This window comes from Flavobacterium procerum (genome assembly GCF_042431625.1).
Classification (GTDB): Bacteria; Bacteroidota; Bacteroidia; order Flavobacteriales; family Flavobacteriaceae; genus Flavobacterium; species Flavobacterium procerum.
The window spans coordinates 339039-356118 of record NZ_JBHLYW010000032.1; the positions used below are offsets into that span (position 1 = coordinate 339039).

A 17080-nucleotide genomic window follows, 5' to 3' on the forward strand; every position below is an offset into this window, starting at 1 on the left:
ACCTCAACTAAATAAACTATTTATACATATTTACAGATTGTTGCCCTAAAAAACTTATTCTTAAATGTTGTTGAAAAACTTTACTTCTTCCATTACGCCAATTACTAATTTCACCTTCGCTTTTTCGATTTCTATAAAGTTAAAAAAAATAAGAATTTTTACTCATTCGGTTTGTTTCTCAGTACTTTTAAAAGTAAGAATATTTTTAGTAAAAACATTTTTTATTCAAATATAAACAACAAATTTGCTAAAATTATAAACACATTTAAATATGAAAATAAATGCACAACGCGACACAATAAAAATTAAAGTTTTCATACTGTTCATTTTTATTACTCTGATGAGCTGTACAAAACAAAACCCTATTGAAGAAGCATTTTATACCAAACCAAATGAGTATTGGCAGTACTATACTGAAACATATCATGGACCTTCATTTTTAAAATTTAACAAAAATAAAACTAGTGTTAATGTTAGTATTGAAAAAAATAAATTTATCGTCAGAGAAACTGCTGGAGATGTCTTATTGTTTCCTCTAAAATGGTCTGTATCTAAAGACAGCATACTAACTTGGGATCATAGAAAATATGATATAGTAAGCTATAATGACAAATTAATTCTTTTATATACAAAAGGAAAAAATGAAACTAATGGAAAAATTGAATCTGGATTCATTTATTTAATAAAAGGAACAATAGATAATGTACGAAAAGAACCAGGATATTATGGGCATAAAAGAGAATTGCATCCAGAAAAATATATAGAAAAATAATTATACATCTGTTCTTTCTGTAATTTCCATAAATTAGCACGTATCAACAAAAACTCGCAATCCACCAGATCGCCATCATCTCATCATCAATCAAACAATCAAAATGATATTACAAGCACTGTATCCAAACAGCGAAACCAATAAAGAAATCATCCTAACTTCTTCCATTACAGGAATTTTATTGTATTTCCTCTTAATAATTTATCAGCCGTTCGGAACCAGTCAGTTTGAGCATAGCTATAAATATTTGCTGTTATTTCCTTATGGAATTATTACTGCGTTTTCATTTTGCATCGTCAATTTGTTGCTTCCAAAACGAAAGATAAAATGGACAATCGGCTCTGAATTGTTTAAGACGTTCTGGATTTTGTTATTGATTTCTTCTTTGTCTTACTTCTACAATACAGTATTTGTAAGCGAAGTACGTTTTTCTTTTGAAAACTACTTGTATATGTTCGCCTACACAACAGCGCTGGGAGGTCCGATTGTTGTGGCTTATATTCTGGCTCGATATATTTACCTCAGCAACAAAAATAATGTCGCAGCAAATGAAGTTCAATCTTTCGTAAAATCTCTTGTTGAAAACGAAAATCAACTTGAAGGAAATGAGAAAAATACCAAATTATCTATCATTGCAGATTATGGTCATTTTTGTTTAGAATTGCTAGAACAAGATTTTCTATTCGCAGAATCCGCTGATAATTATTGTATCATTTATTTTTATTCGGAAGGAACTCTTAAAAAGCAAATGATTCGAATTTCACTAACAAAATTGTTAAACCAAATTCAGACAGACGCCATAAAACAAGTCCATCGTTCTTTTATTGTCAACCTAAAAAAGATTGTAAAGTTTAAAGGAAATAGTTCTGGATATAAAATTTCGATAGAAAGAATCGAAAAAGAATTGGCCATTTCAAGGAAATATATTGACTCAACAATGCCAATTATAAAGAATTTTGCCATTCGTCCCTAACTTTTGTCAACCGCCACTTTGATTTGATTTCTAGTTTCTTTACCTCCTACTTTTGCCGGAAACACTAGAAACAACTATGAACAAATTAAAATTTCCGTTGCTTTTCATTTTCGGTTTTGCGATTTATTTCTTTATCGATGCCAGTACTTTTTCCATCTTACAGAAAGAAATAACAGCAACAAGTCATTCTAAAATTCTAGGACATGTCCTTGCTTATACCATAACTTTAATCCCTTTATTTATTACCGTAATGTTTTTGCATAAAAGCATTAGTAGTGTTCCTGAGAAATTAGGTCTGTCAAAAGGCATCGTTATCGGTTTTATTTTTGCTTTTGTCTCTACATTACCCATGCTGATTGCTTATTTGGTAAACTTTAGTTTGAATACTAAATTATCATTAGACACCATTTTGATCAATACGATTTCTTCTGCTTTTTTTGAAGAAATCATCTATCGCGCATTTCTTTTCGGAATGTTGTACCGATTTACGCGATTAGGTTTTGTGCCTTCTATTTTTCTAGGTTCTCTTTTGTTTGGAATAGCACATTTATACCAAAGCACCGAAATCGATGAGCTTATCGGAATCTTTCTGCTTACGTTTCTGGGTTCTGTTTTATTTGCATGGATTTACGTTGAATGCAAATTCAATTTATGGACAGCTATTTTTTTACACTGCTTAATGAATCTGTATTGGCTTATTTTTGATGTCAGCACCAATTCGCTAGGCGATACTTATGCTAATATTTTCCGATTTTCAACAATATTCATAGCACTATTTATAACGATTTATTTCAAAAGAAAAAAGAAAATCCCTCTTGAAATCACCAAGAAAACATGGTGGATGAAACCGAAAAACGACAATTAAAAAAAGCCTGTAAAGATTAATTTACAGGCTTTTTAAAAGTTCAAAAAACAGCTTACTTCACAAACTCTTTATCACTTAATGTTTTCATAAAAGCAATAAGATTCGTTTTTTCTTCTTCTGAAAGTGGAATTCTATTGCCGTTCTTTTTAAAAATCGGGTCAAGATTATCGGCTTCCAAAACTCCATTATCAAAATAATCCAAAACTGCTCTCAGAGTTGCAAACTGACCAAAACTTCCGTAAGGTGCTGTATATTCAATATTTCGTAAAGTCGGTACACGAAAACTCATAAAATCGGCAGGAATTCCAGTAACTCTGGCTCTTCCTGCTTCATTAGAATTTGTGTTTAGAGGAAAACCTATGTTTCTAAAACTTTGATCTGTAAATAATGCTGTACTGTGACAACTTACACATTTTTGCAGAAAAGTTTCATAGCCTTTTGCTTCCTCGACCGTAAAGCTTTCACCTTCTTTACGCTTTATTTTGTCGTATTTACTGTTTGCAGAAACCAATGTATATTCAAACTGAGCGATACTTCTGTAAATTCTATCCGGCGTAATATTTTCGTCTCCAAATGCTTTTCTGAACAATTCTTTATAAGCCACATCATTTTCAATTTTACCGATAACTTCCAAAATAGACGAATCCATTTCTTCATGAGTTATAATAGGAACCAACGGCTGATTTTCGAGTTGTTGCTTGCTTCCGTCCCAATTGTAAAATTGCATAAACATTAAATTCTGAATCGGAGGCGTATTACGAAGTCCTACCCTTCCTTCAATTCCAATTCCTTGCGGATTAAGATCTGCAAAAGCATTTGCCTTAATATGGCAACTAGAACACGAAATGGTATTATCGGCACTGAATCTTTTATCTGAAAAAAGCTTTTCTCCCAATTCGACGCCATATTTAGTAGGTTTGTTTAAACTCACAAAACTATTCACTTCTGGAAAATCAGCAGGAATGTTTAAGGCAATTTCGGGATTATCAACAGAAATCATTTCAGCATCATCATTACTACAGGAGATTGTCGCTATCAGAAATATAAAACCAATTATTTTTTTCATTTTTAAATGAATTTTAAAAGAGCTGTCTGAATCTAAAATTTTCAAACAGCTCTAAATAATTTTAGTTTTCTACAGAAGTCACAGAGAACATTCCTGTAATATCGCTTGTACCATTTCCACCAAAATTGTCCACAAACTTAACCATCTGGGCTGCTGTATGAATATTTGGAGTTGCATTATCGCTTCCGCCTGTTCCGGTTGACAGCGTAATGGTATTCGTTTTACCACTCAACATTTTATCAAAATCGGCCTTGATTTTGATTTTAGGCGCGTTACTTCCAACAATCGCATTGGTTGTCAGATTCAAAGTAATGTCTCTGTAAGCATTTACGCCCTGAGTATAAGTAGCTGTGTTTCCTTTAGTTCCTTCAACAGTGCTTCCGGTATGAATTGACATTGTTTTGTTATCGGTATCATAAAAACCTTCAATTTTTGTAAAACGGTAACCTGATCCCCATTCCCACATCATTGACGTGTCATTTGCTCCAGCTGCAGCATAAAAGTTCGGAAATCTAACCTGGTCTAAAGTATTTTGCTCTGGTTTTATACCCAATCCAAATTTGATTTGTTTATAAGTTGAAGCTGGTATATTGCTTAAAACATAACGCAATGTAGCTGTTTTAGACTGATCAATAACGGTTGCTCCTTTGTCTAAATCATTTATGTTGTAAGCAACCTCGCTTCCGTCATCTTTTACCAGACGAATATTGCTGATTACGTATTTTAGCTCAGAAAAATGGTGTACTTGTCCTGCAGCAGAAGTATTCATTGTGGCAGAAGTCGAAGCGGCATCTCCTAAAACGATGGTTGTGTTTTTAAAGGTATTATCGAATTCCAATGTTACATTGTTTCCTGCTGGATTATCGTCATCACTTGAACAAGAAACAAAGGCTAAAGCAGTAACTGCCAATAAAAGGTATTTTTTTAAATTTTGCATTTTTTGATATTTAAATTTTTGTATTTAATTAAGTCCATTAGATGTAAATACTTCATCATTCTAATAATTAAGCATCTAGTTTTGACAACTATTATGAAGCTTGATTTAACCACAAATTGCACAAATTTTCGCAAACCAATTTGTGGGAATTTGCGTAATTTGCGGTTAAAGAATTGAGGAAATTAATCACCCAATAGGTGGCGGTACAAAAATTTCGAGACAAGGTTCTGTTTGACCTATTTCTTTATATATCAATACTTTTCTGGAATTTATTTCCTTTATAATACTGCAGGTAAATTCAATCTCCGAAATCAAAATCATATCAATCTTCTTTCCTAATCCGGTTAATTCAAGATCACTGTTTTTTTCTGATTGCTGTAATTCTTTATTTAAATGACATTTGCCATGACACTGCATTTCTGGCTTTGCTTTATTGACGCAAAACTCTTGCTCGATATTCTTTTGATTGAGTTTATAGTGTACAATGATCAATCCCTGCTGGAAAGAAACCAACAGAAACAGAATAGTCATTGCGATACTAAAAACTCTTTTCATTTTCTTAAAAACTTACTTTTAATGAAGTAAAAATATTACGGCCCATTCTTGGAATATTTCCCCAATCGGCATAGGTGCTGTAATATTCATTTAATAAATTTTCTGCGCCAACCTGAACGGTGCTTTGTACTTTATTGATTTTAAAAGTATAATCAGCCGAAAGATTCCAAATGGTATAAGCTGGAGTTAAATCTTCTCCATATTCTGGACTGTAATTGATTTGTTCGAAATCACCATTTACAGAAGTCTGGATTCCGAAATTTTTATGCATAAAATGAAGCGAAGTCAGATAACTTAACGGACGAATAAAAGGCAGATTTCCGTCTTTATTATCGGTTCCTCGCGCGTAGGTAAGCATTCCTTTCCAATGTAAATGTTCCAAAATATCGTAGCTGACATTCATAGACATATTCAAAAGTCTAGCATAGTCTAATGAAGTATAGCCTTTAACACCAACAGATTGGTAATTCATAGGGCTTCCCATGCTTAAAATTCTTCCGATGATATAATTTTGGATGTAGAAGTAATTTATTTTTCCTTGAATGCTTAATCTTTCGTTTTTAAAACCCGCAGATGCATTTCCTTCATACGAAATTTCATTTTTTAAATCTGGATTTCCGATATAATCGTAACGGTCAAAACTATTGTAAATGTAATATCCATAACCTTCAGAAACAGAAGGCGCTCTATGGCCGTAACCCGTTCCAACCGAAAAATTAAACTGGTCGATATTCAGTTGGTAACTGGCATGAAGACTTGGTAGAAATCTCGTTTTTTCCTGAGAAGCACCTGGATGGAAAATCCAGTTGAATTCGACATATTTAGAATAGTTGTAATTGACACCTAAAGAACCCCCCAAATTGATTTGACTTTTCTCTGAAACATCCCATGAATTGTTCATCGCAAGCCCTGCAAAGCGAGTCGTAACCCAAGGCCAGCTGTAAGCAAACATCGTTCTGTTACTTCTATCTTGCGGATACATTCGCATTTCTGCAATAGATACATTATCGTAAGCATTCAATGAAATTTCAGAAGAATAACTATTTGTTTTCAAATTAGCTTTAGAAACCAATCCGTAAGTCGTGCTCCATCCTGGCATATCCATATGAACTAAGTTTTCGGGACGAGTCGTATCATCCATATAATGCTCAATGGCATTGTAATAAATCTTGGTATCCACCACTCTAAACAATCCGTCTTCAAACAATTGTTTATAAGAAGCCGATGTAATCAAAGCACGAGAAAGCCATAAATCCATCGGCAATGCCGGAAAACCAACATCTTTCGCCACATCAAAAATCGCATCAACTCTTACAGAAGACAAATCAGTGGTTTTGTAAGCCAATCCCAACGAAGTATTGAACTTATTATATTGCGAATGTTTGACCTCATCGTTGTTTCCATCAAAATAATTATCGGCAGTTCGGTACGAAATACTTCCATCGGCAACAAATTTATGGGTTGAATAAGAGACATTTCCGAGATTGAAAAACTGTTTATTATTAAACTCAAAACCAGTCTGATAAACACCCTTCCATTTTGGTTCGGGACTAAAAGACGTACTTTTTCGTTTTAAATCGATGCTTCCGGCAACGGTCGCTCCATGAAGGCTTCCCTCCTGTCCAGATTTAATATCTATTGACGCGAGATTATTGCTTTCTACATAAGAGGTAATCGGATCCATTTTATCCGTACAAGCTCCAAAAACATGCATTCCGTCAATCGTAACTTGAGAACGTTCTGTACTCATATTGTTCAAAAGCGGTTCCCATGCATAAGCTCCTCTTTTTATGAAACTTATATTATCAGAAGAAGACAAAAACTCATCAACAGAAACGGCCATTTTCATCTCAGTCTCAATTTTCTTTTTTGTGGCGCTTTGTACTTTTACTTCTTCTAGATTTTTGATACTATCATGATGTGCATGATTATTTTGAGCATTCAGTGACATTCCCAAAAAGAGTACTACTATAAAATATTTCATGTGTCTAGAATAAAGTATCAATGTATAATTCGCTTTTTACTCCTTCGACACCGGGCGTAAAATCAGATGGAACAACAGTTCCTTTAAGAATCAATCCGTTTTGATTCATTAAAATCAAGTTCAGTGTCCAATTTCCAGTCATGGTATAATTGACAACGCCATGATAAAATCCATCGTTTTGTTGGGTCAAATCTTTATTATTAGGAGAAGAATGATTTCCCATAGAAGGTTCTGGCATTCTCGGATCCAGTTTTAATGTATATCCCGTTACCTCTGAATAAGAAAATTGCGACGGATCCGGAAAAGTTCCTACTATTGTGGTTGGTTTGTTGTATTTATAAATTCCTGCTACCAATGCATTTTCTGCCACTTTTGGTTTTTGAGGCGCAGTCAATGCTATAAAATACTCTTCACCATCTTTTCCTGTAAAGGCAGTCATGTTCAGGTTTTTATTACTCTGCTTTTCTATAGAAATCTCTTTGTTAACTTCATATTTCTGATTGTCAACGGTAAAAGAAAGATATAGTTCCCAATTGTTAGAAGCATTGCTTTCGCTTGTAAATACAGAATAGCCGCTGTGATATTTAGCAACTGTATTATATTCTAAATTGTATTGATGCGGACATGAAGTATGAAAATCAACTGAGTTCGTCATTACAGGCAGGAAAGTAACAGCAGAAGGCGTTATGGTTTGATTTGTTTGTGTATTTAAAACTTTCAAATGAAGCTCATTATAACCTTTATAAAAAGTTCCGTTTAGAGCTTCGATGCTTACTTTATAATTACCTGTCGTAAACGAAACGGCTTCCTTAAATTCAGACAACTCAGGAATTTCTAAACCTGTTTCGGCTTCGTAATCTGTTTTGTCAAGTGTACACGAGGTAAGCGCAAAAATTGCGATTACCAAAAAATTAAAAAATTTCATTTTGATATTGAGGGTTAAAGACTACATAATGTGGCATACGACAATTTGATGTTACCAAACCATCGGAACCATTAATTAACCAAGATAATAGAAGTGTAAATGAAGGTTCGGCAAAGCGTTTCTTCAATTACGAAAGAAATCAGAAAAATCAGTTTTAAGAAGTTATGAGCCGTTTGCTTGGAATATTTGAATAGCAAATGCCCAAAGCCAATACCAAGATTTTGGATACAGAGCGACCATCAGCAAAAGCTGCATCAATCTTCAAATCGAAAATTAACTTATATAAACTGAATTTTTGATCTATACGAAATAGACCGGAGGATGGAACGTAAGATTTGAAGCTCCTACTGGCTTTTTATCAAACAAAAGGGAATTGTTTTCTTTAGATTCAATTACTGGAACAACAGTAAATTCTAAGATTCCAACATTCTGAATATACACAACCTCTAATTTATCTTTTAGGATGTTCTGCATTTTTCTTTCGTTGTCAGAATATTTTTTTATGCTTTTTTGAAGTTCACAGCGTCCGTTACAACTATTAAAAACTGATTTTCGCTGCACACAAATAGTTTGGGCTATTTCTTTTTGATTGATTTTAAATGAAGCATAAATGAATAAGCTCCCAAATGACGGGGATAAAATTAAAATGGAAAGTACTATGATGAATAACCTTTTCAACTGCTTATTAACTATTTGTTCACAAAAGTACATCTTTTTTACTTTTAATGATAACAAAAATTTTAGTTTTATTAGAATTACTTTAACCCGTTGGGTGAAATTATTATTTTTCAATTTTACTTATCAGTTTAAATTTAAATCTGTTTAAATCTGCGTAAAAAAATCGATGCGCAAAAAGTATTTCACGCTGATTTTTAAAGATTTCTGCAGATCAAAATAGATTTTATTTTGTTGAATGAAACTATGGTATTGTATTTTCACCAACGGCGTTACTTTAAATAAGAACAAAAACTTCTAAATTTAAGTTCAATCATGTTGTATCTTAGTGGATGGAAACAAGCAGCAACAAATGTAAACTAAGAAACTGATGTGGAATTCAACTAAGATAACGCAATTATTCGGTATAGATTATCCCATTTTACAGGGACCAATGGGAGGTGGTTTTTCTACTCCTTCTCTTCTTGCAGCTGTAAGCAACGCCGGCGGTTTGGGCAGTTACGGCGCTTACACTCTAAGTCCCGATGAAATTTTAGAAGCTGATAAAGCCATAAAAGCGGCAACCTCTAAACCGTATAACATTAATTTGTGGGTTGATGATGTTGACAAAACCCTTATAAATTATCCACAGGAAAAATTAGAAAAAATCAAACTCCTCTTTAAGCCCTATTTTGATGAATTAGGAATTCCGCTTCCTGAACTTTCGACTGATATTCCTTCAAAATTTGAAAATCAGGTTGAAGTTTTATTCCGCATCAAACCTGCTGTTTTCAGTTTTATTTTTGGAATTCCTTCCAAAGAAATTTTAGCCGAAAGCAGAAAATTAGGAATCAAAACTGTTGGTGCTGCCACGACCCTTGAAGAAGCTCTTATTTTAGAAGAAGCTCAAGTAGATGCCATCGTTGCGGCCGGATTTGAAGCCGGAGGACACCGTCCTTCTTTTCTGAAACCCGCACAAGAATCTTTCACAGGATTATTCAGCCTCTTGCAACAATTAAAAGCTAAAATCAAGACACCTATAATTGCGGCTGGCGGCATAACAGATGCTAAAGGGATTGCGGCGGCACTTACTTTGGGAGCCGATGCTGTACAGTTAGGCACAGCATTTCTGGCAACAGACGAATCGGCTGCAGTACCGCTTCATAAGGAAATTTTATTTTCTGACATTTCGAATGCTACTGTAATTTCAAAATCTCTTACTGGAAGAATGGGAAGAATGGTAAGTAATAAAATCGCAGAAGAAATTGCTTTTGAAACCGAAGTCTTGCCTTTTCCCTTGCAAACCAAATTAATCACTCCTTTAAAAATCGCAGCTCTTGCTCAAGGCCGAGCAGATTTGGTAAATTTTTGGTCGGGGCAAAATACTGCCAATTTAAAACATCGCAATGCTTCGCAGTTAATGCAGGAATTGATTGCCGAAACTCCTAAATTTATAAAGTAGGAATTGCATGTTTTTTATTTCGGCAAATAAATATAGAATGTGGTTCCTTTTCCAGGCTCGCTGGTAAAATTAAGCACACCGTTATGATTTTCGATAATTCTTTTGCAGAGCGCCAGCCCGATTCCGTTACCGCCATATTGATCTCTATCGTGCAAGCGCTGAAACATATCAAATATCCGTCCCGAATATTTACTGTCCATCCCTATTCCATTATCTGAAATAATGATTAAATGGTAATTTCCTTGCGGTTTATACTTATCCAGCAATGCCTTACTTTCGTCATCGGCACTAATTGTCACAACAGGTTCCGAAGAATTAAATTTAAGAGCGTTGTTGACTAGATTAAAAAACAATTGACGCAATTGCGTACTTAATCCTGCAACAACAGGAAGCGGATTAATGTTAATAATCGCATTCTTTTCGTCAATTATCAGACTTAAATCGTTTATGGTTTCCAGCAGAATTTCATTAAGATCAACTGGGAGAAGCGTATGCACATTATTGTCTACTCTTGAATAATTGAGCACATCAGAAATCAAGTCTGACATTCGTCCTGCCGCACTATTGATTTTATCAAAATAATATTTGTTTTTCTGTTCTTCGCTCAATCCTTCGCCTGCGCGCGAAAGCATTATCCTGATTTTTCTTAGCGGTTCCTGTAAATCGTGGCTTGCAATATAAGCAAACTGTTGTAATTCTTTATTTTTGAACATAAGCTTCGAATTGGCATTTTCCAATTCGCGCTGAATCAATTTCAATTCAGAATTATTCTTAAGCGTTTCTTCTACCGTTTTTTGGGCATGAATGTCTACAAAATAAACCAGCCAATTGGTAAATGAACTGTCTTCTGCCTTATTCGGAATTATAGAAATTAAATGCCATCTATAGGCGTCTCCTTTTTTAATGCGGGTTTCGCCGTAATATTCGCCACGGTTTTTCTTTACTTTGTTCCAATTATCAATGATACTTTCTAAATCATCAGGATGAATAAAAGTGCTCAAATCCTTACGTTCAAAAACAATAAATGGAAATTTCAAAAATCCTTGGAAAAATTCATTTGTAAGCAATACATGATTGCGTTCGTTAATGATGCAGATGAGAATCGGAATTGTGTTGGCTAATTGCCTGTATCTGTTTTCAGTTTCTCCTAATTTCTCCGAAAGTGCTATAAGTTCTATGTTTTTCTTTCGGATTTCGTCATAAGGAGAAAGCGGCGATTCGTATTTAAAATAGTCGGCAAGACTTTTAATTTTTGCTTCAGAAAGCAATCCAGGAGAAAGCACTTTCTGGCTGAACTGCGTTATAGAAGAATTATTTTCATAACTGTATTCTATATTTCCAGAAAGTTTGGCTGCATATTTAAAAGCCTCTGGATTGCACTTTTTCAAATCATTAGAATCTCTGACAATGGCCACAATTTCTTTATGAGTTGTTTTTATGACATTGATTCCCAGTGTGAGTACAGAATTTTCACCAATCGCAATAGAACATCTTGCAACCTCTGAAACAGCAGTAGCAAATCTGGTTTGAAATGAAGAAGGCATACCGCACATCTCTGCAATTTTCATTGATCGCCTATGAGCCAGAATCAGGTCCATTTCATTATCAAGATTTATACTTACAATCTCTTTCATAGCCTAAATTATTTTTCCAACCAACACCGTTGCGTCGTCTGTACCTCTGAGATTATCTTTATATAATGAAGCCGCTATTACACCCGAACTCTGTTTAATGATTGACATCATCTCGTTTAGATTCCATCTGGTTCGCAATCCATCGCTGTGCATAATGATTATCTGATGTTTTGCATAAGGATAAATGGTACTTTTCATTGTTCGCGGAATATTCATTCCTATGATTCCGTTATACGGCGTAAACGTTTTATTTTCCAAACCTTTGTAGATTCGCGTATTGATATTACCAATACCGCAGATATTCCATGTTTCTGTTTTATAATCTACACAGGCAATCGATGCTACAAGTCCTCTTGATTTTTTTACTGCTTCGTGAACCTCTTTTAATATTTCCGCAGCATCTTCTCCTTTAGATCTTATAAAAGCTTTTATTCCCATTTCAACCGCTTCGTTGGCATTTGTGCCATGACCGAGACCATCTCCTACAAATATTTGAAATCCTTTAGCAGTATATTTTACGTGATACCCATCTCCGCAGACCAACTCTCCCGGATAATTAACATTTATTACGGCGCTATTAAATCCAGATTCCTCTCGAGAAACAAATGTATCAGCCTTTTCGCAGATTCTTACATACTGTACAGTTCCCCAATCTTTGCGTGAATATATCTGAAAATCATTGCTCAGCCTTTTAATAGATCCCAGTCCATGTCCTAAAGTATTTCCTGATGAATAACCATCATTCATTATTTTAACGACGTTATCAATGCCTTTACCATTGTCAATACAGTAAATTTCAATTTCATTATGCCCTTTTACTTCACGGCTACGGTATAAAAATTCACCTCCGTTGGCATATTTGATAAGGTTTGATGTTAATTCGGCAACAATTATATCTGTTTCTGCCGCGCGATGAACACTGAAACCTGCTTGGAGGGCAAGGTTATGTATTTCTCTCTTTATAAAAGCCACCAGACTTCGGTCTTCAATTTTATAGCTGGAAAAAGTACTATCCATTTTTCCATTTTATTATAGTAACAGTCGTTCCAACTCCCATTTCTGTTTTTATATCAAATTCATTAACAAGTCTTTTGGTTCCGGGTAATCCCAGTCCAAGACTTTTCCCTGTACTGTATCCATCTTTCATGGCTAGGTCAATATCTACTATGCCTGGACCATTGTCTATAAAAGTTGCACGAACACCTTTATCGCGTCCGTTACTGACTTCTTCAACCAGAACTTTTCCTCCTCCTCCATATTTCAAAAGATTGCGCACGAGTTCGCTTGTGGCGGTAATAAGCTTGGTTTGGTTTAAAATACTCATTCCTGCTTTTACGCCATAATCTTTCACGCGGTTACGCAACGGCACCACGTCTTGTTCTCTTACGATTGCAATTTCTACTTTATTGGTCGCTGTTATCATCATCGATCTGTTCTTCGTTATCGCCCTTATACATTTTTGCGCGAAGCAGATCCATACCCTTTTCAACATTTAGGGCGCTAATAACACCATTTAATGACAATCCAAGTTCTACTAATGTAATTGCAACAGCAGGCTGCATTCCTACAACTACTGTCTGTGCGTCCAATATTTTGGCCATTACCGCTATATTACCTAGTATACGTCCCATAAACGAATCAATTATGGAGACAGCTGATATATCAATTAAAACACCTTTAGAACTATGTTTATTGATTGTATTTATTAAGTCAGATTCTAGGTTTTCTGCTAATTGGTCATACAAATCAACTTGTATTGTCACCAACAGAAAATCTCCCATCTTTAGTATCGGAATTCTTTCCATATCATTCAAAAAATCTAAATAGACTATTTTCTTTTCACCACCGTAAGTTGCAGCATATCAAATGCTGTCTTTAAAGCACTTGCAAGAGTTGCTTTTGTAACAATTCCTGTAAGATCTATACCCAAATGCACAACAGTCTGTGCAATTTCTGGACGAATTCCGCTTATAATGCACTCGGCTCCCATTAAACGTGTTGCACTAACTGTTTTGATTAAATGCTGTGCAACAAGAGAATCTACCGCTGGCACTCCAGAAATATCCAGAATCGCAATTGAACTTCCTGTATCTACTATTTGCTGTAATAGATTCTCCATTACAATCTGCGTACGGGAGCTGTCTAATGTTCCAATAATAGGCAATGCAACAACACCTTCCCAAACACGGATAACTGGAGTAGAAATTTCGCTGATTTCGTCTGTTTGTCTTGAAATTACATCTTCGCGTCCTTTTAGGAAAGACTCAAAAGTCATAATCGTAAGATTGTCTACGACATTATTTAACTCGAGATTTGCAGCATAAAGTACTGCTGGGTCACTTTCGATATCGGATAAAATCTTTGAAGCTGCTTCTTTGAAAGAAATAATATACTGTCCTGTTTCGCGTGGCGAAAAACCGCGTTTTGCTCTCGATATTGAGATTCCTGTCAGTAAATCATATAGTTTTTCAAATTCTTCAGAATTTAAGTCTGCACTGTTGCCACCTTGTTTTATAGCCTCTAAGAAAAGCGTTGTAAACTCTTTTGATTCTTCTTCCTCAGTTGCTCCATCAGTCGATCCTCTTTCTAGAAGAAGTTGTGTCCAGATAGTGTTTAATTTGCTTTCATATTCCTTTAGGCTTGCTAAAACGTTTTTTTGCATTTGTTGTGATATTTGGGTTTCTCTAACAAATATAATAATAAAAAAAGGCTAATATTTCAAAAAAAAAGAAAAAAATCTTAAAAATAAATTCCTTTTTGTAGAAACAATTTATTTTGCTCGCTTACAGCCTGAAATATGGCTGTTTTATTTAAATAGGTTGCTTTGAATGCATGATTTATTTATCATGTAAAAACTTTTTTTAATAAATTAACGATATATCGTAAATAAAAAAAACGGCATAAATCTGCAAACCGTTGAAAACAAAGAATCTTTTCTTTTAGGCACATAATTTGGCTAATGTCTGGCATCCAATATTCATTAAAAAATGTAAACATGAAAAGACTTAGAAAAATCCCTGAAAAAATTCCGATTCAAATTTCAAAAACACCTTACAACACTGTAAGACAATAATTTAAAATATAAAAATTCATTTCTTAATCTAGATTAATCAACAACTTTCTGCACCTGCTCTAAGTTTGCAGAAGAAATTTTAACAGAAAACAAAAGCATTAAAAAAACAGCTTTGACCACAAGTTTAAATTTCGATTAATCGAAACATTTAATAATCTAAAACCATACAAAAATGAGCACAATTACAGTAAAAGACGGAACACAAATTTATTACAAAGATTGGGGAAAAGGACAGCCGGTTGTTTTTCACCACGGATGGCCTTTATCAAGTGACGACTGGGATACACAAATGATGTTTTTCCTAAAACAAGGTTACAGAGTTATTGCACACGATCGCCGCGGACACGGACGTTCAGGACAGAGTTCAGAAGGAAACAATATGGACACTTATGCAGCAGACATCGCCGAACTGACTGAAGCTTTGGATCTTAAAGATGCTATACACATTGGCCACTCAACCGGAGGGGGAGAAGTGATACGATATGCCGCTAAATACGGAAAAGGAAGAATTGCAAAAGCAGTAATCATTAGTGCTATTACTCCGATAATGATTCAGAGCGAAACTAATCCAGAAGGTGTGCCATTAGCGATTTTTGATGAAATCAGAAAAGGTACAGGATTCAACAGAGCACAATACTACCATGATTTTCCAATTGCTTTTTATGGATGGAACCGCGAAGGAACGACTGTTCAAGAAGGTATCAAACAAAACTGGTGGCGCCAAGGAATGATGGGTTCTGTTTTGGCTCATTATGAAGGCATTAAAGCTTTTTCTGAATCTGATTTCACAGAAGACCTTAAGAGTTTAGAAATTCCTGTTCTTGTATTGCATGGCGAAGACGACCAGATTGTTCCTTACCATCAAGCACCAAAAGCGGCGGCACTTTTGAAAAACGGAAAATTAATCGGATATCCTGGATTCTCTCACGGTATGCCAACCCTAAATGCTGAAACAATCAACAACGATATTTTAGATTTTATTAAAGCATAAGCTGTTTTATTAATTAAAACTGTCTGCGCTTTTCATTTATCCGCAGACAGTTTAAAACTTCTAACGTATGAATCCATTTCAACCACCCGCTTTTGACACAGTTACCGAAGCTTTACAATGGCTGAATAATCAAGGTTTTACGCAAAATTTCAATCTTGATGTCAATTGTATTCGTTACAATAACAATTCACAATCCATGTCTCCTGACGAATTTAAGATCGAATATCTTTTTCGTTTTGAGGGAGATACAAATCCTGGAGACGAAGATATCGTGTACGGAATTGTATCTGAAGTTTATGCTATAAAAGGTGTTTTAACCAGCGCCTTCGGAATTTATGCTGATTCTGTTTCTGCCGAAATGATCAGGAAACTTTCTACACATTAACAAAATTAGGAAATACCGTAAATAAAAAATCAGGTTTTATCCAGAACCTATTGTATAACAACAAATTGAATATTTGGCTCTAAAATAGCCTAATCTTAAAAAATAACTTTAAAAATAAATAACTATGAAACCATCAGTAAACTTATTATCTCCAGATAATCACGCTTTAGTATTAATTGACTTTGAAGGGCAAATGGCATTTGCAACACATAATATTCCATTAAGCGAATTAAGAAACAACGTTGCTATCATTAGTGGCGCTTCAAAAATATTTGATGTTGCGACTGTTGTAACAACTGTTGCAGAAGAAAGTTTCTCAGGTCCAGTTTTTCCAGAAGTAGAAGAATTTTATCCAATCGCAACTTCAGGATATATTGACCGTACCTCAATGAATACTTGGGAAGACGAAAATGCTTATAAAGCCATCGTGGCAAAAAACAAGAAAAAAATCGTTTTGGCTGGTTTATGGACAAGTGTTTGTATTGTAGGCCCAGCATTATCGGCTATCGAAGAAGGTTATGAAGTTTACATCATTACAGATGCCTGCGGAGATGTTAGCGCAGAAGCTCACGAGCGTGCGATACAAAGAATGGTTCAAGCTGGCGCAATGCCTATCACTTCAATCCAATATTTATTGGAACTTCAAAGAGATTGGGCTCGTGAGGAAACTTATGTTCCTGTAACGAACTTAATGAAAAAACATGGTGGCTCTTACGGATTGGGAATTCACTACGCTCACAATATGTTGAAACACTAATTCATTTCAATTTGAAACTTGAAACTTGAAACTTGAAACAAAAATAA

18 protein-coding genes are annotated in these 17080 nt (G+C 34.7%); 7 read left to right on the forward strand and 11 right to left on the reverse strand.

What is annotated here, in order from left to right:
• Positions 1-271: 271 nt before the first annotated feature.
• The 3 genes from ACFFLS_RS25660 (at position 272) to ACFFLS_RS25670 (ending at position 2610) form a co-directional block, all read left to right on the forward strand.
• Positions 272-772: a hypothetical protein gene (locus ACFFLS_RS25660; protein ID WP_379682806.1), complete on the forward strand. Its 501-nt coding sequence runs from the start codon at positions 272-274 to the stop codon at positions 770-772.
• A 103-nt stretch (positions 773-875) separates the two neighbouring features.
• The gene (locus ACFFLS_RS25665; RefSeq protein ID WP_379682807.1) at positions 876-1745 is read left to right on the forward strand and encodes a LytTR family transcriptional regulator DNA-binding domain-containing protein; all 870 of its coding nucleotides are present in this window, start codon (positions 876-878) and stop codon (positions 1743-1745) included.
• Positions 1746-1821: 76 nt separating this feature from the next.
• Complete coding sequence (locus ACFFLS_RS25670; protein ID WP_379682808.1) at positions 1822-2610, forward strand: CPBP family intramembrane glutamic endopeptidase; 789 nt, start codon at positions 1822-1824, stop codon at positions 2608-2610.
• Between the two features lie 52 nt (positions 2611-2662).
• Here the strand turns inward: ACFFLS_RS25670 and ACFFLS_RS25675 are convergent, their stop codons facing one another.
• The 6 genes from ACFFLS_RS25675 to ACFFLS_RS25700 all read right to left on the reverse strand — a co-directional run bounded on the left by ACFFLS_RS25675 (position 2663) and on the right by ACFFLS_RS25700 (position 8638).
• The gene (locus ACFFLS_RS25675) at positions 2663-3676 is read right to left on the reverse strand and encodes a cytochrome-c peroxidase (protein WP_379682809.1); all 1014 of its coding nucleotides are present in this window, start codon (positions 3674-3676) and stop codon (positions 2663-2665) included.
• A gap of 61 nt (positions 3677-3737) precedes the next feature.
• Complete coding sequence (locus ACFFLS_RS25680) at positions 3738-4613, reverse strand: MbnP family protein (RefSeq protein WP_379682810.1); 876 nt, start codon at positions 4611-4613, stop codon at positions 3738-3740.
• 186 nt (positions 4614-4799) lie between these two features.
• Positions 4800-5168 carry a hypothetical protein gene (locus tag ACFFLS_RS25685; RefSeq protein WP_379682811.1) on the reverse strand — a complete coding sequence of 123 codons (369 nt, stop codon included), beginning with the start codon at positions 5166-5168 and terminating at the stop codon, positions 4800-4802.
• A gap of 4 nt (positions 5169-5172) precedes the next feature.
• Positions 5173-7152 carry a TonB-dependent receptor plug domain-containing protein gene (locus tag ACFFLS_RS25690; protein WP_379682812.1) on the reverse strand — a complete coding sequence of 660 codons (1980 nt, stop codon included), beginning with the start codon at positions 7150-7152 and terminating at the stop codon, positions 5173-5175.
• Between the two features lie 4 nt (positions 7153-7156).
• The gene (locus tag ACFFLS_RS25695; RefSeq protein ID WP_379682813.1) at positions 7157-8077 is read right to left on the reverse strand and encodes a hypothetical protein; all 921 of its coding nucleotides are present in this window, start codon (positions 8075-8077) and stop codon (positions 7157-7159) included.
• A 300-nt stretch (positions 8078-8377) separates the two neighbouring features.
• Complete coding sequence (locus ACFFLS_RS25700) at positions 8378-8638, reverse strand: hypothetical protein (RefSeq protein ID WP_379682814.1); 261 nt, start codon at positions 8636-8638, stop codon at positions 8378-8380.
• A 484-nt stretch (positions 8639-9122) separates the two neighbouring features.
• On the opposite strand from ACFFLS_RS25700, the gene ACFFLS_RS25705 reads away from it, so the two are divergent.
• Complete coding sequence (locus ACFFLS_RS25705) at positions 9123-10193, forward strand: NAD(P)H-dependent flavin oxidoreductase (protein WP_379682815.1); 1071 nt, start codon at positions 9123-9125, stop codon at positions 10191-10193.
• A 14-nt stretch (positions 10194-10207) separates the two neighbouring features.
• On the opposite strand, the gene ACFFLS_RS25710 is transcribed toward ACFFLS_RS25705, so the two are convergent.
• Genes ACFFLS_RS25710 through ACFFLS_RS25730 form a run of 5 tightly spaced genes read right to left on the reverse strand, consistent with a single transcriptional unit; the run spans position 10208 to position 14489 of the window.
• Positions 10208-11827: a sensor histidine kinase gene (locus ACFFLS_RS25710; RefSeq protein ID WP_379682816.1), complete on the reverse strand. Its 1620-nt coding sequence runs from the start codon at positions 11825-11827 to the stop codon at positions 10208-10210.
• 3 nt (positions 11828-11830) lie between these two features.
• Entirely contained in the window at positions 11831-12844 is a 1014-nt protein-coding gene (locus ACFFLS_RS25715) for a SpoIIE family protein phosphatase (protein ID WP_379682817.1), read from the reverse strand.
• Positions 12837-13253, reverse strand: coding sequence for an anti-sigma regulatory factor (locus ACFFLS_RS25720; protein ID WP_379682818.1), 417 nt, complete (start codon positions 13251-13253; stop codon positions 12837-12839). Before ACFFLS_RS25720 ends, ACFFLS_RS25715 begins: the two co-directional genes overlap by 8 nt.
• Positions 13231-13632 carry an STAS domain-containing protein gene (locus ACFFLS_RS25725; protein WP_379682819.1) on the reverse strand — a complete coding sequence of 134 codons (402 nt, stop codon included), beginning with the start codon at positions 13630-13632 and terminating at the stop codon, positions 13231-13233. The genes ACFFLS_RS25720 and ACFFLS_RS25725 overlap by 23 nt, the downstream gene beginning before the upstream one ends.
• A gap of 23 nt (positions 13633-13655) precedes the next feature.
• Complete coding sequence (locus ACFFLS_RS25730; protein WP_379682820.1) at positions 13656-14489, reverse strand: STAS domain-containing protein; 834 nt, start codon at positions 14487-14489, stop codon at positions 13656-13658.
• 583 nt (positions 14490-15072) lie between these two features.
• Between ACFFLS_RS25730 and ACFFLS_RS25735 the strand changes: the two genes are divergently transcribed.
• From ACFFLS_RS25735 to ACFFLS_RS25745, 3 genes are all read left to right on the forward strand, one after another.
• Positions 15073-15891 carry an alpha/beta fold hydrolase gene (locus tag ACFFLS_RS25735; protein WP_379682821.1) on the forward strand — a complete coding sequence of 273 codons (819 nt, stop codon included), beginning with the start codon at positions 15073-15075 and terminating at the stop codon, positions 15889-15891.
• A 67-nt stretch (positions 15892-15958) separates the two neighbouring features.
• Positions 15959-16276 (forward strand): phosphoribosylpyrophosphate synthetase, encoded by a 318-nt coding sequence (locus ACFFLS_RS25740; protein ID WP_379682822.1) that lies wholly within the window; start codon positions 15959-15961, stop codon positions 16274-16276.
• Between the two features lie 124 nt (positions 16277-16400).
• Positions 16401-17033: a hydrolase gene (locus ACFFLS_RS25745; RefSeq protein WP_379682823.1), complete on the forward strand. Its 633-nt coding sequence runs from the start codon at positions 16401-16403 to the stop codon at positions 17031-17033.
• The last annotated feature ends 47 nt before the right edge of the window (positions 17034-17080 follow it).

What these genes read in the sequence shown, in the direction of transcription:
- ACFFLS_RS25660 (WP_379682806.1), top strand. Translation starts at nt 272, where the DNA reads ATGAAAATAAATGCACAACGCGACACAATAAAAATTAAAGTTTTCATA.
- ACFFLS_RS25725 (WP_379682819.1), bottom strand. Translation starts at nt 13,632, where the DNA reads ATGGAAAGAATTCCGATACTAAAGATGGGAGATTTTCTGTTGGTGACA.
- ACFFLS_RS25670 (WP_379682808.1), top strand. Translation starts at nt 1,822, where the DNA reads ATGAACAAATTAAAATTTCCGTTGCTTTTCATTTTCGGTTTTGCGATT.
- ACFFLS_RS25735 (WP_379682821.1), top strand. Translation starts at nt 15,073, where the DNA reads ATGAGCACAATTACAGTAAAAGACGGAACACAAATTTATTACAAAGAT.
- ACFFLS_RS25720 (WP_379682818.1), bottom strand. Translation starts at nt 13,253, where the DNA reads ATGATGATAACAGCGACCAATAAAGTAGAAATTGCAATCGTAAGAGAA.
- ACFFLS_RS25730 (WP_379682820.1), bottom strand. Translation starts at nt 14,489, where the DNA reads ATGCAAAAAAACGTTTTAGCAAGCCTAAAGGAATATGAAAGCAAATTA.
- ACFFLS_RS25685 (WP_379682811.1), bottom strand. Translation starts at nt 5,168, where the DNA reads ATGAAAAGAGTTTTTAGTATCGCAATGACTATTCTGTTTCTGTTGGTT.
- ACFFLS_RS25675 (WP_379682809.1), bottom strand. Translation starts at nt 3,676, where the DNA reads ATGAAAAAAATAATTGGTTTTATATTTCTGATAGCGACAATCTCCTGT.
- ACFFLS_RS25715 (WP_379682817.1), bottom strand. Translation starts at nt 12,844, where the DNA reads ATGGATAGTACTTTTTCCAGCTATAAAATTGAAGACCGAAGTCTGGTG.
- ACFFLS_RS25680 (WP_379682810.1), bottom strand. Translation starts at nt 4,613, where the DNA reads ATGCAAAATTTAAAAAAATACCTTTTATTGGCAGTTACTGCTTTAGCC.
- ACFFLS_RS25665 (WP_379682807.1), top strand. Translation starts at nt 876, where the DNA reads ATGATATTACAAGCACTGTATCCAAACAGCGAAACCAATAAAGAAATC.
- ACFFLS_RS25690 (WP_379682812.1), bottom strand. Translation starts at nt 7,152, where the DNA reads ATGAAATATTTTATAGTAGTACTCTTTTTGGGAATGTCACTGAATGCT.
- ACFFLS_RS25740 (WP_379682822.1), top strand. Translation starts at nt 15,959, where the DNA reads ATGAATCCATTTCAACCACCCGCTTTTGACACAGTTACCGAAGCTTTA.
- ACFFLS_RS25710 (WP_379682816.1), bottom strand. Translation starts at nt 11,827, where the DNA reads ATGAAAGAGATTGTAAGTATAAATCTTGATAATGAAATGGACCTGATT.
- ACFFLS_RS25705 (WP_379682815.1), top strand. Translation starts at nt 9,123, where the DNA reads ATGTGGAATTCAACTAAGATAACGCAATTATTCGGTATAGATTATCCC.
- ACFFLS_RS25745 (WP_379682823.1), top strand. Translation starts at nt 16,401, where the DNA reads ATGAAACCATCAGTAAACTTATTATCTCCAGATAATCACGCTTTAGTA.
- ACFFLS_RS25695 (WP_379682813.1), bottom strand. Translation starts at nt 8,077, where the DNA reads ATGAAATTTTTTAATTTTTTGGTAATCGCAATTTTTGCGCTTACCTCG.